Annotated in this window: 16 protein-coding genes; 9 read left to right on the top strand and 7 right to left on the bottom strand. The window is 34.3% G+C overall.

Annotated features, from left to right (window positions below; genetic code table 11):
• Nucleotides 1-17 precede the first annotated feature (17 nt).
• The 6 genes from SIB53_RS01345 to msrA all read left to right on the top strand — a co-directional run bounded on the left by SIB53_RS01345 (nt 18) and on the right by msrA (nt 6,277).
• Nucleotides 18-2,321, top strand: a complete 2,304-nt coding sequence (locus SIB53_RS01345) for a BamA/TamA family outer membrane protein (protein ID WP_413678444.1) — start codon at nt 18-20, stop codon at nt 2,319-2,321.
• Nucleotides 2,321-3,166, top strand: coding sequence for a UDP-3-O-acyl-N-acetylglucosamine deacetylase (gene lpxC, locus SIB53_RS01340; protein ID WP_413678443.1), 846 nt, complete (start codon nt 2,321-2,323; stop codon nt 3,164-3,166). Before SIB53_RS01345 ends, lpxC begins: the two co-directional genes overlap by 1 nt.
• Nucleotides 3,167-3,229: 63 nt before the next feature.
• The gene (gene fabZ, locus SIB53_RS01335; protein WP_413679095.1) at nt 3,230-3,637 is read left to right on the top strand and encodes a 3-hydroxyacyl-ACP dehydratase FabZ; all 408 of its coding nucleotides are present in this window, start codon (nt 3,230-3,232) and stop codon (nt 3,635-3,637) included.
• Nucleotides 3,638-3,641: 4 nt separating this feature from the next.
• The gene (gene lpxA / locus SIB53_RS01330) at nt 3,642-4,493 is read left to right on the top strand and encodes an acyl-ACP--UDP-N-acetylglucosamine O-acyltransferase (RefSeq protein WP_413678442.1); all 852 of its coding nucleotides are present in this window, start codon (nt 3,642-3,644) and stop codon (nt 4,491-4,493) included.
• Between the two features lie 3 nt (nt 4,494-4,496).
• Nucleotides 4,497-5,672, top strand: coding sequence for a lipid-A-disaccharide synthase (gene lpxB, locus SIB53_RS01325; RefSeq protein ID WP_413678441.1), 1,176 nt, complete (start codon nt 4,497-4,499; stop codon nt 5,670-5,672).
• Between the two features lie 5 nt (nt 5,673-5,677).
• Nucleotides 5,678-6,277, top strand: a complete 600-nt coding sequence (msrA, locus tag SIB53_RS01320; RefSeq protein ID WP_413678440.1) for a peptide-methionine (S)-S-oxide reductase MsrA — start codon at nt 5,678-5,680, stop codon at nt 6,275-6,277.
• Between the two features lie 72 nt (nt 6,278-6,349).
• On the opposite strand, the gene SIB53_RS01315 is transcribed toward msrA, so the two are convergent.
• On the bottom strand, nt 6,350-7,837 hold the full coding sequence (locus SIB53_RS01315) for a leucyl aminopeptidase (RefSeq protein ID WP_413678439.1): 1,488 nt from the start codon (nt 7,835-7,837) through the stop codon (nt 6,350-6,352).
• 38 nt (nt 7,838-7,875) lie between these two features.
• Entirely contained in the window at nt 7,876-8,475 is a 600-nt protein-coding gene (locus tag SIB53_RS01310) for a GIY-YIG nuclease family protein (RefSeq protein ID WP_413678438.1), read from the bottom strand.
• Between the two features lie 317 nt (nt 8,476-8,792).
• Here SIB53_RS01310 and SIB53_RS01305 point away from each other — a divergent pair, with 317 nt between their 5' ends.
• The 3 genes from SIB53_RS01305 to pyrF are packed head-to-tail and all read left to right on the top strand — an operon-like array spanning nt 8,793 to nt 11,119.
• On the top strand, nt 8,793-9,110 hold the full coding sequence (locus tag SIB53_RS01305) for a DUF1825 family protein (protein ID WP_413678437.1): 318 nt from the start codon (nt 8,793-8,795) through the stop codon (nt 9,108-9,110).
• A 26-nt stretch (nt 9,111-9,136) separates the two neighbouring features.
• Entirely contained in the window at nt 9,137-10,384 is a 1,248-nt protein-coding gene (gene tyrS, locus SIB53_RS01300) for a tyrosine--tRNA ligase (protein WP_413678436.1), read from the top strand.
• 9 nt (nt 10,385-10,393) lie between these two features.
• Complete coding sequence (gene pyrF / locus SIB53_RS01295; RefSeq protein ID WP_413678435.1) at nt 10,394-11,119, top strand: orotidine-5'-phosphate decarboxylase; 726 nt, start codon at nt 10,394-10,396, stop codon at nt 11,117-11,119.
• A gap of 4 nt (nt 11,120-11,123) precedes the next feature.
• Here the strand turns inward: pyrF and plsY are convergent, their stop codons facing one another.
• Genes plsY through SIB53_RS01270 form a run of 5 tightly spaced genes read right to left on the bottom strand, consistent with a single transcriptional unit; the run spans nt 11,124 to nt 15,321 of the window.
• Nucleotides 11,124-11,720: a glycerol-3-phosphate 1-O-acyltransferase PlsY gene (plsY, locus tag SIB53_RS01290; RefSeq protein ID WP_413678434.1), complete on the bottom strand. Its 597-nt coding sequence runs from the start codon at nt 11,718-11,720 to the stop codon at nt 11,124-11,126.
• A 20-nt stretch (nt 11,721-11,740) separates the two neighbouring features.
• Nucleotides 11,741-12,769 (bottom strand): DUF3086 domain-containing protein, encoded by a 1,029-nt coding sequence (locus tag SIB53_RS01285; protein WP_413678433.1) that lies wholly within the window; start codon nt 12,767-12,769, stop codon nt 11,741-11,743.
• Between the two features lie 16 nt (nt 12,770-12,785).
• Nucleotides 12,786-13,214: a DUF3119 family protein gene (locus tag SIB53_RS01280; protein WP_413678432.1), complete on the bottom strand. Its 429-nt coding sequence runs from the start codon at nt 13,212-13,214 to the stop codon at nt 12,786-12,788.
• Between the two features lie 5 nt (nt 13,215-13,219).
• Nucleotides 13,220-13,969 (bottom strand): MlaE family ABC transporter permease, encoded by a 750-nt coding sequence (locus tag SIB53_RS01275; protein WP_413678431.1) that lies wholly within the window; start codon nt 13,967-13,969, stop codon nt 13,220-13,222.
• Nucleotides 13,966-15,321: an MFS transporter gene (locus SIB53_RS01270; RefSeq protein ID WP_413679094.1), complete on the bottom strand. Its 1,356-nt coding sequence runs from the start codon at nt 15,319-15,321 to the stop codon at nt 13,966-13,968. Before SIB53_RS01270 ends, SIB53_RS01275 begins: the two co-directional genes overlap by 4 nt.
• Nucleotides 15,322-15,419: the final 98 nt, after the last annotated feature.

Below are 15,419 nucleotides of genomic sequence, written 5' to 3'. Positions count from 1 at the left end.
GAATTACTTTGAAATCTATGATTAACAGACACGTCAGCACTATTAAGAAATTAAAAAGCAAAAGTGGATATGCCATTGCTTTAGTAGTTCCTTTTATTAATTTCTATGGAGAAGCTAAAGCTTCTAAAATATTCTCAATTGAAAATAAATTATTTTTTGAAAAAATAAAGCCAAGAACATTTGAATTTACTCAACAATTCAATGATAATAAATTTAATTTAAAGTTTGATGATTTTTTAATTGCTGATGAAATAAATCAGAAAGATGAAAATAGTAAAACTGAAGAAAAAAGAGTATTAATATCAGAGATAATTATCGAGGGACTCGAAGATCATCCGGATAAAGAGCGTTTGAAAGTTCTTGTTTATGATGCAATGTTAATTAGAGCTGGTAGTAAAGTTACAAGTCAAGAAGTTAAAAAGGATTTAGATCGAATTTATTCATCAGGTTGGTTCTCTGGTGCGAAAATTGAATCTTTACAAAGCGCTTTGGGAGTTCAACTTCTGATTAAAGTTGAACCAAATCCGATCTTGAATAAGATAAATATTGTTCCAGTTGATAGGAAAATATCAAATATAAAATTAAATCAAGTTTTTAATAAGGATTATGGAAAAACTTTAAATCTAAATACTTTACAGATAAGAATTAAAGAAATTAAAGATTGGTATAATACTAATGGATACTCTTTAGCAAGGATTTATGGCCCAAGTCGTATAACAAATGAAGGAATAGTTGAACTTAATATTCAAGAAGGATATATTGCTGGTATTGAGATTGTTTTTATAGATGAAGATGGAAACACTGAAGATGATAAAGGTAGGTTAATAAAAGGAAAAACCAAAAAATGGGTAATTGAAAGAGAATTGATAACTAAAGTTGGAGATATTTTTAATAGAAATAAATTAGAATCAGATATAAAAAGACTATACACAACCTCACTTTTTAATGATATAAAAGTAACTCTAAAACCAGTCAATACTAAACCTGGAAACATTATAGTTTCATTAGGTATAACAGAGCAAAGAACTGGGTCATTGACTGGAGGACTTGGTTATAGCGGTGCTCAAGGTGTATTTGGACAGATCGGATTACAAGAGTCCAATCTGATTGGAAGATCATGGTCATCAAATATGAATTTAACTTATGGAGAATATGGAGCTCTTTTAAATCTTTCCTTATATGATCCCTGGATTAAAAATGATAAACATAGAACATCTTTTAGAAGTTCATTATATTTAAGTAGGGAAGTTCCCCAGGAATTTAGAAGTCAAGTCGGAGGTAGTATTCGAGGCGTTACAGATAGGTATGAAGCACCTAACTCATCTATCAGTTACGATACTAATCAATATCAAAATTTAGATTTAAATGATAATAATACTTTAATTAAAACCGGACCATTTGCTAATATTTCTTCCGCCCAATCCTCCGCACCACAGTTTAGCTGGTTTGATTATGAGGGAGACTCCATTGTCTTAGAGAGAACAGGAGGAGGTTTCTCTTTCGCAAGACCTTTAAATGGTGGGCAGCCGCTAAAAAAGGTTCCTTGGAGTGTACTTATTGGTGCTAATTTTCAGAAAGTAAAACCAATTGACTACGCAGGATATAAAAGACCTTACGGCGTAGCATCAACAAATTTTAAAGAAGGTAAAGTTCCTAAAAATGAAGTTATTTGTGTTGCATATAATTGCTCTACTGAAAATACACTAGTTAATTTTAAAAGTGCAATTACTTATAACAATTTGGATAATTCAAGAAATCCTACTTCTGGAGATTATTTAAATATTGGCTCAGAACAATTTATTAGTTTAGGTGAGAATTCACCGACTTTTAATAGAACTAGGGTTAGTTATTCTCGTTTTTATCCTGTTAATTGGTTGAAGTTTCACAAGGGTTGTCGTTCAAAGCCTGGTGAAAAATCAGATTGCTCTCAATCTATAGGTTTTCAAGCAAAGGTCGGAACAATTATTGGCGATCTTCCTCCTTATGAAGCATTTTGCTTGGGAGGAACTAGCTCAGTTAGAGGTTGGAACTCTTGTGATCTAGGAGTTGCAAGAAATTATGGAGAAGCATCAGCAGAATATAGATTTCCTATTTGGCGTTTAGTCTCGGGAGCGCTTTTTGTTGACGCGGGATCGGATTTTGGTTCCCAATCAAATGTCCCAGGGAAGCCAGGAAAAATTCTTGAGAAACCAGGATCTGGCTTCTCTGTTGGACCAGGAGCAGTTATCAATACTCCTGTTGGCCCAATTCGTATAGAGGCTGCGACTCAAGATTTTAGTGGTAATTGGAGATATAACATCGGCATTGGTTGGAAATTCTAGTGTTCTCATTCCCCAATGATTACGATCAAGGTTGGACGCTGAAAAATGAAATCAAAAAAGATGGTATTGGATTGCATACAGGTCTTAAATGTAGAGTCATTATTAAGCCAACAGATTTAGATGGATTTCATATCTCTTTTTCAGAGGAACCTAATAAAATTATTCCTATAGACATTTCGCAAGTAAGGAATACTCCTTTATGTACAACACTTGATCTCAATGGGAAACAAGTGTCTACTGTTGAACACTTGCTGGCTTCATTAATTGGTGCAGGTTTAACTCATGTAAATATAGAAATAAATGGGAGTGAGATCCCTTTACTTGATGGTTCTGCGATTGGTTGGATCGAGGAAATTGAAAAGGCAGGAATGATTAATTCCATTACATCTGCAAGACCAAGGCCAGAAATCAAATCTCCAATTTTTATCAACCAAGGAGAAAGTGTGATTTTTGCAATGCCATCAGAAAAATTGAAATTAATAGGTTTGATAGATTTCCCCTATAAAGCAATTGGTCAGCAAATGTTTTCTATTGAACTGTCTCCAAATAATTTTGTTAAAGAAATTGCACCTGCAAGAACTTTTGGCTTTCTTGATCAGTTAGAAGAATTAAAGAAAGCTGGTCTAATTAAAGGAGGAGCACTTGATAATGCATTGGTTTGTAATGGTGATTCTTGGGTTAATCCACCCTTGAGATTTGCAAACGAGCCAGTGCGTCATAAATTGCTTGACTTGATTGGAGATTTAGCCTTTGTTGGATTACCGAAAGCGCAAATTTTTGTTTATAAAGGGTCACACTCTCTTCATGCAGAATTTGCAGCTTCTCTTCAAAAGGTATTAACTTAATTAATTCTTATTTTGACTCACATTTCTCCTTCCCATCCTCTTGTTTTAAATAGCGAGCAAATAATGGGGCTGTTGCCACATAGATATCCTTTTGCTCTTGTTGACAGAGTCATAGAACATGACCCTGGCAAGAAAGCTGTGGCAATTAAGAATGTCACTCTCAATGAGCCTCAATTTCAAGGCCATTTCCCTGACAGACCCTTAATGCCAGGAGTCTTAATAGTAGAAGCAATGGCTCAAGTAGGTGGTTTGATTGTTTCTCAAATGCCTGATCTTCCAAAAGGACTATTTGTATTCGCAGGGATTGATTCAGTTCGGTTCAGGCGTCCAGTTGTCCCCGGAGATCAATTATTAATATCTTGTGAATTGATAAGCATAAAAAGGAAGAGATTTGGGAAAGTTAGGGGAGAAGCAAAAGTGGATAATAAGTTGGTTTGTTCCGGAGATTTGATGTTCTCTCTTGTGGATTGAAGTGATGAGTGAACTTAAATATTCCGATAACCTAATCGGAGATAGCAAAGTTAGTATTCATGATTTTGCAGATGTATCTTCGAAGGCTCAACTTGGGCAAGGTGTATATGTAGGTCCAGGAGCTGTAATTGGTCCAAATGTAATTGTTGGCCCAAACACTTGGATAGGACCAAATGTAATTATTGATGGGAAAGTGAAAATAGGATCAAATAATAAGATTTTTCCAGGAGCGTGTATTGGATTAGAACCCCAAGATTTGAAATATACAGGAGATTCTACCGATGTTTTAATTGGAGATAATAATACTTTTAGAGAATGTGTAACCATTAATAGAGCTACCTTTGAAGGAGAAAAAACGAAGGTTGGGAATCAAAATTTGTTAATGGCATATTCACATTTAGGACATAATTGTGAAATTGGAAACAATGTAGTCATAGCTAATAGCGTACAAATTGCAGGTCACGTTCATGTTGAAGATCGAGCTGTTATTGGAGGTTGCTTGGGGATACATCAATTTGTTCATATTGGTTATTTAGCTATGGTTGGAGGTATGACCAGAGTTGATAGAGATGTCCCTCCATATTGTTTAGCAGAAGGCCATCCTGGAAGAATGAGGGGACTAAATAAAGTTGGAATTAAAAGGAAAAGTATAGCTAAAGAGAATAAAGAAGAATATCTACAATTAAAAAGAATTTGGAACTTATTATTTAAATCTGAATATGTAATTTCTGATGGTTTAAAAATTGCAAGACAAGAGAATTTATTCCAATCTTCTGCAAGATTATGTGGATTTATAGAACTCTCTATTGGTAAAGGTAGAAGAGGCCCGATGCCTTCTATAATGCCAACTAAATAAAAAATGAAGTTGTTAATCAGCACTGGCGAAGTCTCTGGAGACTTGCAGGGAAGTTTATTAATAAAGGCTTTAAAGACTAATGCAGAAAAAAGAAACATTGAATTAGATATAATTGCTTTAGGTGGTGAAAGAATGAGAGAAGCAGGGGCTCAATTAATATCTAATACTTCTTCAATAGGTGCAATTGGTTTTTTAGAAGCCATTCCTTACGTTTTGCCAACTTTAAATGCACAATCAAAAATTGAAAAGTACTTATTTTCTTCCCCTCCTGATGCAGTTGTTTTAATTGACTATATGGGGCCAAATATTCGACTAGGGTTAAAAGTAAAAAAAAAATTACCTAATATTCCAATAGTTTATTATATTGCGCCTCAGGAATGGGCATGGAGATTAGGTGATTCGGGTACAACCGATTTGATTGGTTTTACAGATAAAATATTAGCTATCTTCGAAGAGGAAGCTAATTTTTATTCAAATAAAGGAGGAAATGTAAAATTTGTAGGTCATCCAATGTTGGATTTCTATAGAAATATTCCTACGAGAGAAGAATCATTTAGGAAAATAGGATTAAGCTTTGACAAGAAACTACTTCTTATCATTCCTGCTTCTCGTAAACAAGAGCTTAAATATATTTTACCTACATTACTTAAAGCGGCTAAGCTACTGCAACGAAAGGATCCTTCAATTACTGTCCTAATACCATCTGGTTTAAAAGAATTTGATGAAATTTTAAATAACTCTTTAAATGAATATGGTGTATCTGGAAGAATTATTTTGTCGGATGAAGTTGATGGTCTAAAGCCATTTTTATTTTCGGCTGCTCATTTGGCCTTTGCTAAATCTGGAACAATAAATATGGAATTAGCTATAAATTCAGTTCCACAAATAGTTGGATATAAAGTAAGCAGAGTTACTGCTTTTTTTGCAAGATATTTATTGCGATTTAACGTTAAATACATTTCACCAGTTAACCTTCTTTTAAATAAAATGTTAATACCAGAGTTTATACAAGAGGATTTTAAATCTGAAAAAATCTATAATGCAGCTTTAAAAATCCTTGAAGATAGTTCTACAAAAGAAGATATAATGATTGGTTATAAAAGATTGAAAGATAAATTAGGAAAACCTGGAGTTACAGATAGAGCATCAAAGGATATTCTGGACTTATTACTACGGTGATTCCTATGGCAAAAATCTTTAGAAGGTTAATAGTAATTTGTATGGTCTTGCAATTATTAATACTTTGCCCGTTGCAAGTATTTGCCGAATCACAAGAAGCTCTTTTTGCAGGAGGTTGCTTTTGGTGCCTAGAGCATGATCTAGAGAAACTTGATGGAGTAGTTTCTGCAGAAAGTGGTTACTCCGGCGGAAGTCTGACTAATCCCACTTATGAAAATCATAGTGGCCATCAAGAAGTTGTGAAGGTTGTTTTTGATTCTGATATCATTAGCTATAAAGATTTACTTAGGCAGTATTGGATTAACATTGATCCCTTTGATAATAATGGACAATTTTGTGATAGAGGTGATTCATATAAGCCTGTTATTTTTACATCTAATAAAGAACAAGATCGTGATGCAAAAGAGAGTAAGAAAAATATTTCTGTTGAATTAAATATACCCTTGGACCAATTAAATGTTGATATTCTTGATTCAAAAGCCTTTTGGTTGGCAGAGAAATATCATCAAGATTTTGCAGTAAGAAATCCTATTAAATATAACTTTTATAGAACAACTTGTGGGAGAGATAATAGACTAAAAAAGGTCTGGGGCGAATATAAATAGTAATCAATTTGTTTAATTAAAAATCTAACGTATATATATTTTTTTTAGATGTTTATATTACTGGTGAATTGCTTAATTGTTGCTGAGACTCAATTCTTTTATCCAATTAACTAACGTTCTAACACCATAACCAGTGGCACCTTTTGGAGTTATACCTCTATCTTTTTCAGTCCAACATGTACCTGCTATGTCAATGTGAGCCCATGGAATGCTTGAGTTCACAAATTCTTTTAGAAACAAGGCAGCAGTAATTGAACTCCCTGGCCTAGGCCCTGTGTTTTGCAAATCAGCAATTGATGATTTAATGCCAGATTTATATGAATCTTGCATAGGCATCCTCCAAATCCCCTCTCCAGCTTTACCAGCAGCTTTAGTTAATTGTTCAGAAAGCTGATCATTGTCAGTCCATAATCCTGCTATTTCGTCTCCTAATGCAATGACGCAAGCTCCAGTAAGAGTAGCGAGATCTACAATAGCGTCTGGCTCCAATTTGCATGCATAAACTAAAGCATCAGCTAAAGTTAATCTTCCCTCTGCATCCGTATTGTTTACTTCAATGGTTTTGCCATTCGAAGCTTTGATGATATCTCCAGGATGCAATGCAGAACCATTAATCATATTTTCGCAAGCAGCAACAATGAAATGAACCTCGGTATCGTTTGGTTTTAGTTCTGCGATGACTCTTGCTGCTCCCAGAACAGAAGCACTCCCTCCCATGTCGTACTTCATTTTTTCAATTTGAGAAGCACCTACTTTTAGGTTGTATCCACCAGAGTCAAAAGTTAAGCCTTTACCAATTAATACGACTTTGTTTTTTGCATTTTTTGGGGAATATTTTAGGTGTATGAAATTAGGCTCTAGGTCTGAACCTTTAGCAACTGCTAAGTAAGCTCCCATTCCTTGATCTTCACATTCTTTTTTGTCAAGAATCTTCAAATCTAAATCATAATCATTGGCTAATTTTTCAGCTTCTTTAGCCATTTGATATGGGGTAAGAAAATTGGGTGGTGCTGAAACAAGTTCTCTTGCAAGTTTTACACCTTCGCAAATTGGATTTATTTCAGCAATGGCTGATTTAGTGCTTTTGGTGTCCAAGCCTATTAATTCAACTTCATTTATTGGAGTAGGTTCTTTTGATTCTGATTTGAATCTAAGATCTTTAATAGATGACAATCGAATTGCTTCGCCAACTGCGCATGCTGCTAAGGAAGGGTCAAAGGCATCCCAAGGAAAAAATATTCCCAACTTATTTTCATAACTTGAAACTTGACGGGTACCAATTACCGCTGCTTTCCTGAGATCATTGATTCGAAGATTTTCTGCATTGCCTAAGCCTACAAAGATTACTTTTTTTATTTTGCCTTCTATGAGTTCAATTGATAATTTCTGACTTTTTTTGCCTTCGAACTTTGAATCATTAAACCTTTTGCTCAAAAAAGTATCTTTTATTATTGTCTTAAATAAATTTATTTGGCTTTCGATTTCTCCTTCCAAAACCCCAGCAATAAGTGCTGATCCTGACCATTCCTTAATTTCTTTGGAGACTGCTGAAATTTGCATTTAATTTTTATACTTCTTTTTATGGTATCAATTTTTTACTAATTGATTTGAGAAGTAAATGGCGTTGCCCATATTTCTCTTGTCTCTTTGTTAAATGGTGGAAGCCAAGCTTGGATAAGCTTTTGTTCTAATTTTCTTCTTTCCGTGGTTTTAATTGGAACATCAAGCCAAAAACGTATGTTTAACTTGGTTGACACATTTGCTTGTTGTAGAGAATCGGAATACCTTGAAAGATAACTTTTACAGTCATGTGACCCTTTCCATCTCTTTTCTGCGGAAATTGTTTCTCCAATATATAAAATTATATTTTCATCAGAATCAATTATTTTATCCATTACAAAATAAACCGCAGGTCCCTCATGTATTGCTTGTGGCCACCTCCAAAAACTTAAAGGTACAGGAGTAAGCTCAAGTGGGTTAAATGATTCTTTTAACTTTTCGGCACTAGATTCAAATAGTGAGTATTGATTTATATCTTTATAGCCGTATTTAAAAAATTGAGATTGATGATTGACGATTTTTGCTTGCCATTCCTTAATTATTTTTTTGCAAATAAATATATCTTGAAGAGGATCTTTTTCTATGAAATTTATATCTTTATTGTTAAATAAATCATATTGCCGTTCGAATTCTATCATTTTAAAAAGGTCAAAATAAAAGATAATGTTTAATTAATATTTTCATCATGATATGACCTTGATTTTATATTCTCTTGATTGAGAACACTTTGAGTTTAGCTTGTCAAGATCAGATAAAAAGAGTTTTTCTCCATTAATTAGTTTTTATGTAACTTGAGTAATAATTATATTTTTTTGGAGGTGTGGCTATTTACACTCCCTAAACAAATGTTCTTGAGTGGAAATGGTCTAAGATCAAAGGAGATTTTAATGATACAATTAATGTTAGTCATTAAACTCAAAACTGAGCAATTGAACTATCAACTTGGATCAAGGATATGAGTTTTTTTGAGTCCGAAATTGTTCAGGAAGAGGCAAAAAAGCTCTTCACTGATTATCAGAATCTGATGCAATTAGGCTCTGACTATGGAAAATTTGATAGAGAAGGAAAAGTAATGTTTATTGATACTATGGAGAATTTAATGGAGAGGTATAAGGTTTTTATGAAACGATTTGAGCTCTCTGAAGATTTTCAGGCAAAAATGACAGTAGAACAGTTAAAGACTCAGTTGAGTCAATTTGGTATTACTCCTGATCAAATGTTTGATCAGATGAATAAAACCTTGGTGAGAATGAAATCACAATTGGATAAATGATTATTAACCTTTTTAATATTTAGACTATGTTAGATAAATTCAATGAATTACCTAATTGGATATCTAGAGGTTTAGATGATCTTTTCCCTTGTGATTTTTCTGGAGATTCAGATCAAAGCTTTCTAAAAAGATTAGAACTTTCATCTATAGAAAAAAAGCCTTTACGTGTAAAACTTGGAATTGATCCAACAGGAACTGATATTCATATAGGTCATAGTATTCTTTTTAGAAAATTAAGAGCGTTCCAAGATTTTGGTCACACGGCAGTACTTATAATTGGTGATTTTACAGCAAGAATTGGAGACCCAACTGGAAAGAGTAAAACTAGAATTCAGCTTTCAAAAGATGAGGTTGAATCAAATGCATTGAATTATCTTGAACAATTAGGCTTAGGTAGAGAACCTGAAAATTCATTACTTGATTTCTCAACTCCTGGTCGCTTAGAGATTAGAAGAAATAGCGAGTGGCTTGAAAATCTTGATTTGTCTAAAGTTATAGAACTTTTGTCAAATTCAACAGTTGGTCAAATGTTGGCTAAGGAAGATTTTAGTAATCGCTATAAATCTGGCACTCCTATATCTCTTCATGAATTTCTCTATCCACTTCTTCAAGGATATGATTCAGTTGCAATAAATTCTGATTTAGAACTTGGTGGTACAGATCAAAAATTTAATATTGCTATGGGACGTGATCTTCAAAGAGCTTTTGGACAGCAACCTCAATTTGGGATGCTATTGCCTATTTTAGTTGGTTTAGATGGGAAACAAAAAATGAGTAAAAGCTTAGACAACATTGTAGGAATAAATGAAGATTCCTTATCTATGTATTCTAAATTAGAAAAGGTTCCAGATGATTTGGTTTTTAGTTATTTAAATTTGCTAACTAATGAAAACTTAAAAACTTTAAGTTCAAATCCAAGAGAGGTCCAGAAATTTATGGCTTTAAAAATAACATCTAATTTTAAAGGAATTGAGGCAGCAAAAAAAGCTCAATTTAATTCTGAAAAATTAGTGTCAGGGGCTCAGGATTCTCTTGAAGAAATGCCAGAAGCCTCAATTTCGAATGTAAATTTTCCAGCTAAAGCATTTTACTTATTAAGTAAGATGGAAATGTGTTCAAGTAGCAGTGAAGCAAGAAGGCAAATTCTTGGAGGAGGAGTAAGAATTGATGGGGATAAAATTTTAGATCCTAATTTAGAGTTTGATACTCCAGATGATCTCATAGGTAAAATACTGCAAGTAGGAAAGAAAAAATTTATTCGTGTTTCAAATTGATAGATTGTTATGAAAAATATTGATAATCCAAGTGAAAAAATAATCATTGCCTTAGATGGTATGGATAAGAATAATGTTTTCAATTTATTGGAAAAAACACCTGAAATTATTTGGGTTAAAGTTGGACTGGAGTTGTTTGTTAATGAAGGACCAGATGTATTGTCAATGCTAAGAGATAAGGGAAAAAAAATATTTTTAGATCTTAAATTTCATGATATTCCTACTACAGTTGCTAGAGCATGCTTCGCAGCATCTCAAACAGGTGCTGAATTTATTTCTGTGCACACTTGCGCAGGCACAAAGGCTCTTAAAATGGCAAATGATGCAGCACGTGAAGGAGCCGCTAAAGTTAATTTTAAGCCACCAAAACTCTTGGGAATTACAATTTTAACTAGTTGGAATCGCGAAAGTTTAGCTTGTGATCTATTGATTAATCAATCAATAGATCAACGTGTTGAGCACTTGGCAGAGATTGCATCGAAGTCTGGTTTAGGAGGATGTGTCTGTAGCCCTAGAGAGGTTAATTCTCTTCGTAAAGTTTATCCTGAGACTTTTAAGTTAATAACTCCTGGAATACGGTCCTTAGGGTCAGATGTTAATGATCAATCAAGGGTTTCTGATGCATCTGAAGCTCTTAAGATGGGGGCATCAAAGTTAGTTATCGGTAGAGCAATTACCCAATCTAATGATCCTTCTATTATGTTCAAAAGTTTTTGCGATAAAATTGCTATTTAATTTCTTAGGGCTTTCCAATTCTTGGCTCTTTACCTTTAATTAGTCTAACTATATTCTCTCTATGTCTCCAAAGTACTAAAATCATAGCTAAAAGTGAAATAACTAAAAATGGCAAAGAAATATTTGAAGGTTTAAAGCTTAAAAACATTATTAAGGGTAGAGCTAATGCTGCACTAACACTGCTAAGTGATACTATTCTAAATAATGTAATCATTACGATGAAAACGCCTAGCGTGGCAAGACCAACTTGCCATGAAAGGCCAAGAAAGATTCCTAATCCTGTTGCTACAGCTTTACCACCTTTCCATTTAAGCCAGACAGGCCAAATGTGACCAATTAAAGTTGATAGACCTATAGCAACTTGCCATGAATCATTTAGTAGGAAATATTTTGCTAATAAAATAGATAGAACTCCTTTGAAAACATCTAGTAGAAAGACTGCAATTGCTGCGCGCTTTCCAATATGTCTTAATACATTTGTTGCTCCTGTTGACCCAGAACCTAATGAACGAATATCAATTCCTTTAGCCATTCTTCCAGCTAGATAACCACTAGGAAAAGATCCAAATAAATAACCTAAAAATAGAATTAATAGATTCAAAATAATTTCAATAGGAATTTTTATATTAATCCATCCTCTTCATAAATTTCATTGGGACTTCCTGCAAAAGCTAGCCAAATAGGAAATTGAAGAATTGGGATTTCTACATTAATTTCAGCAGCATCAATAATTATAAAAGGCAATTCGCCTCTTTCTTCAAGTCGATCTGCTCTTTCAATTAGTCCATCGGATCGCTCGAAAAGGACTATCCCGCTATTTGGCCCAAAATCCTCACGGTTAAGTCCTAATGAATCCTGAAGACATCTTCTCCATTCTCCGAGTCGCTCTGGTTGACTAGCTAAAACTAAAGTCTGAAATTGTTCGCCGTATAACTCGCCTAAAATGGCAATAACCCCTGCTGCAACTAAAGCATTCTTTGATCTGCTTCCTCTGCTTGGTTGAGCGCCTCTTCCCCCCATACTGAAAAACCAATCTTCAAGCAGTTCAACATCATTAGTTTCTAGACTTCTTCTAAGTTTCCAGGGCTCTGCATAGAAATCGGGTTGTTCTAGAAATTGACTAAAGCATCTTCTGATTAAACCCTCGTCAGGTTTGAAAGTATCAGAAACAGCAGGGATTACTTCTTGCTCTTTAGAAGGGGTAATTTTTTTGTTTTCATCAAGTGGTGATGGTTTAACTATTACTGGTGGTACAACAAGATCTAGTTGCTCGGCTGATTGAGCTAAGTCTTGTAAGGCTCCCGTTAAATATTCCTGAAAACCTTTAACTTTTCTAGCGATTGCATCAGATTGACCTGAAAACGAGCTTTTAAGTTCAGTATCAATTTGTACTTTCCTTCTAGAAAGTTCTTCTAATTCTTTCTCTAATTTCTCACGTGAAAGTTGAAGATCTTTAAGAGCGAGGTCAATTAAAGACTGTGACTTTGTGTTCGAGAAGTTTTTATTGTCTTCAGTATCAATAACACTTTGTGATTCAGTTTGATTTTCAAGCGGCTTTTGGGATGTTTTTTTCAATGAAGATGAAGTATTCACTGAAATATTCTGTTCTGAATTTTGCTTTTCTCTAGAAAGCTTTTCTTCGGATTCCATATTTCAAAAACTTCAATTAAGTTTTAGCTTTTGATGAGTCTACTTCTTTTTGTATTTCTAAATCCTTTACTCTTAATCTTAGCTGCTCTTTTAATGAGTTGACCTCAAAAAGTATGGGTAATAGATGAGGGCTTGCTTCTTCTCGAAAGTAAAGAAAACCTGGCAATTTAGGTAATATAATTTTCCAAGCTATCCAATTTTGAAAAGGAAATCTTCTTAATTCATTCCCTAGTTGCATCACAATTAAATCGTCCTTAGTAAATTTCAATTTTAAGGTAAAAGATTGAAGCAATAGGAAAAAACCAAAACTGCTAATTACAATCGTCGGCCAGGGACGAAATGGTGTTATTAAAAATAATAAGCCTACACATATTATGATGATAGGTAAACGATAAGATGGCGATAAAATCACAGTATCTTTATCACAAGGATTGTCTGAAGTCATAGTTTTTAGCCAAAAAGGACTTGGGTGAGAAAAACATCTACTAAAGAAACGGTTATTAGAGTCATTACTACTGCTCCAGTAGTACTTGAACCTACTTCTTTTGGTCCGCCTTTGGTAGTCAACCCCCATCCACAAGCAATGATTGCGATTAAGAGACCAAATACCAATGCTTTTACAAGCATAAATGGCAGATCTGATGTTATTAGCCATTCTCTTACTGAATTCCAAAAAATGCTTGGAGGAATTTGATAGAGAATGGTGCTGCTAATTTGACCGCTAAATAAAGCTATCGAAAAAAATAGTAGGCATTGTATTGGTGCCATTACAACCATTGCGCAGAGCCTTGGGACCACTAGATATTCAACTGGATCTGTTTGTAGCATTGTAATAGCATCAATTTGTTCAGTAACTTTCATTGTCCCTATTTGAGCCGCATAGGCAGTTGCAACTTTTCCAGTCAGGAGAGTTGCGGTAAGTAAAGGAGCTATTTCTCTAGCCATACCAATTGCTAAAAGGCCACCCACGGCAGAACCTAAACCTTGTTTACTTAATTCTGCGGCGACTTGGATATTAAAAACTGTCCCTGCGGCAATGCCTGTTATTAGAACGATAAGGAAGCTACCTGGTCCCGCTTCCATCAATTGATCTATTAAATCTGATTTGTTGATTCTCCTTTTAGCTATTGATGTTATTGCTTGACCTCCAATTAATAAGCTGCTTAAGAACCTTCTTAACCAACGAGGTGAATAGCTCATTGACTTATCCTTTTATATTTGAAATCTAAACATTTCCAGGGTTTCATAGTTATTAATCCAAAAATTACTAAAAAAGAGGGTATTAACCCCATGCATAATCTAATAGTAATAATTGCTGATAGAGGTTGATTTAAATCTTCAAAACTTGATAAGCAATTAGTTGATGATTTATATCCTGATAAAGATAAAAGAACTCCCAAAAATTGAACACTTAAACCTATACCAATTTTCTGAATAAACACCATCCAAGCTGTATATATTCCTGAAGGCTTTTCTGGATCTTGATCAATAGCATCAGGAAGTAGAGACCATGGAATAAGATAAGCTGTTGAAGCTCCAAATCCTACTAAAACAATTATTAATAAGAGAATTAGCATCTTTATTCCTTCACTATTATTAAATAATAATAAATCATTGATGCTTACTCCTTTTGTTATTGGGGGCATAAACATAACTAAAAGGCAAGCTAATATCCATATTTTCCCCCCTTTGAATAGTGCTGATATTCTTCCGTATTTATTAGAGTAAAAGCTCCAAAACTGTAGACCTATTAGAGTACTAATTTGAAATGGTATAGGGATCCACTTTGAGATTTCTATTGGAACAAGCATTACTTGCTCAAGATAGATTAATGAAACAGTTTGCATTAATTGTAGTCCGCACCAAAGTAGCAAATAAAGAGCAATAATCCGTGTGAAAAGTTTATTATTTAAAACTCTTTTTAGCTGCTGCTTAAAAGGTTCAGATTGAGAAGTTGGTTTTCTAGCTTTTTTAGCAAATGGGGCCAGTCCCCAACAAGCAATTAAAGTTGTAAAAGTAGCAATTATTCCTGTTACTCTTCCCATTGAAGTATAACCTTCCACTCCTTGTGATAAGAAGCCTGCTGCTACTATTAAACCAGTGGTGCCTGCCAAAATAGACCCAGTAAATCTTGCGGCATTTAGTCTTGTTCTGATAGCTATATTTTCCGTTAGCTCGGTAGATAATGCAGCAAAAGGTAGATTTACGGCTGTATAGGCTGTCATTAAGAAAATGGCGGTTAATACGTAATAAATCGTTTTTGTATCTATTCCTCCTGGAGGAACCCACCACATAGCGGCAAGGAATAACCCAAGGGGTACGGCACCTCCAACCATCCATGGAAGCCTTGGTCCCCATTTTGACCTGGTGTGATCGCTCATCCATCCAATTAGTGGATCATTTATTGCATCCCAAAGTTTTGAAACCATAAGCAGCGACCCCGCAATAAATGCAGGAATTCCTGCAGCACAAGTGAAAAATAAAAATAGATAAGTACCTAACTGAATTGCGGCTAATCCTGTTCCAGCATCACCCATTGCATAAGAGAACATTAGTCTTGTGCGATTATTTCCTTCGTAAAGCGATGTGGAATTATTCAATTATTTTTGGATAATGGGACTCGCAAGGTAATAATGGTGGAAGCTGAATT

The sequence above is a fragment of the Prochlorococcus sp. MIT 0916 genome, assembly GCF_047305155.1.
In the GTDB taxonomy this organism is placed as follows: Bacteria; Cyanobacteriota; Cyanobacteriia; order PCC-6307; family Cyanobiaceae; genus Prochlorococcus_B.
This window is presented reverse-complemented; position numbering and strand designations above follow the sequence as displayed.

What these genes read in the sequence shown, in the direction of transcription:
- SIB53_RS01285 (WP_413678433.1), bottom strand. Translation starts at nt 12,769, where the DNA reads ATGGAATCCGAAGAAAAGCTTTCTAGAGAAAAGCAAAATTCAGAACAG.
- SIB53_RS01345 (WP_413678444.1), top strand. Translation starts at nt 18, where the DNA reads ATGATTAACAGACACGTCAGCACTATTAAGAAATTAAAAAGCAAAAGT.
- SIB53_RS01280 (WP_413678432.1), bottom strand. Translation starts at nt 13,214, where the DNA reads ATGACTTCAGACAATCCTTGTGATAAAGATACTGTGATTTTATCGCCA.
- SIB53_RS01305 (WP_413678437.1), top strand. Translation starts at nt 8,793, where the DNA reads ATGAGTTTTTTTGAGTCCGAAATTGTTCAGGAAGAGGCAAAAAAGCTC.
- SIB53_RS01270 (WP_413679094.1), bottom strand. Translation starts at nt 15,321, where the DNA reads ATGTTCTCTTATGCAATGGGTGATGCTGGAACAGGATTAGCCGCAATT.
- lpxB (WP_413678441.1), top strand. Translation starts at nt 4,497, where the DNA reads ATGAAGTTGTTAATCAGCACTGGCGAAGTCTCTGGAGACTTGCAGGGA.
- lpxA (WP_413678442.1), top strand. Translation starts at nt 3,642, where the DNA reads ATGAGTGAACTTAAATATTCCGATAACCTAATCGGAGATAGCAAAGTT.
- fabZ (WP_413679095.1), top strand. Translation starts at nt 3,230, where the DNA reads ATGGGGCTGTTGCCACATAGATATCCTTTTGCTCTTGTTGACAGAGTC.
- msrA (WP_413678440.1), top strand. Translation starts at nt 5,678, where the DNA reads ATGGCAAAAATCTTTAGAAGGTTAATAGTAATTTGTATGGTCTTGCAA.
- SIB53_RS01275 (WP_413678431.1), bottom strand. Translation starts at nt 13,969, where the DNA reads ATGAGCTATTCACCTCGTTGGTTAAGAAGGTTCTTAAGCAGCTTATTA.
- pyrF (WP_413678435.1), top strand. Translation starts at nt 10,394, where the DNA reads ATGAAAAATATTGATAATCCAAGTGAAAAAATAATCATTGCCTTAGAT.
- tyrS (WP_413678436.1), top strand. Translation starts at nt 9,137, where the DNA reads ATGTTAGATAAATTCAATGAATTACCTAATTGGATATCTAGAGGTTTA.
- SIB53_RS01310 (WP_413678438.1), bottom strand. Translation starts at nt 8,475, where the DNA reads ATGATAGAATTCGAACGGCAATATGATTTATTTAACAATAAAGATATA.
- SIB53_RS01315 (WP_413678439.1), bottom strand. Translation starts at nt 7,837, where the DNA reads ATGCAAATTTCAGCAGTCTCCAAAGAAATTAAGGAATGGTCAGGATCA.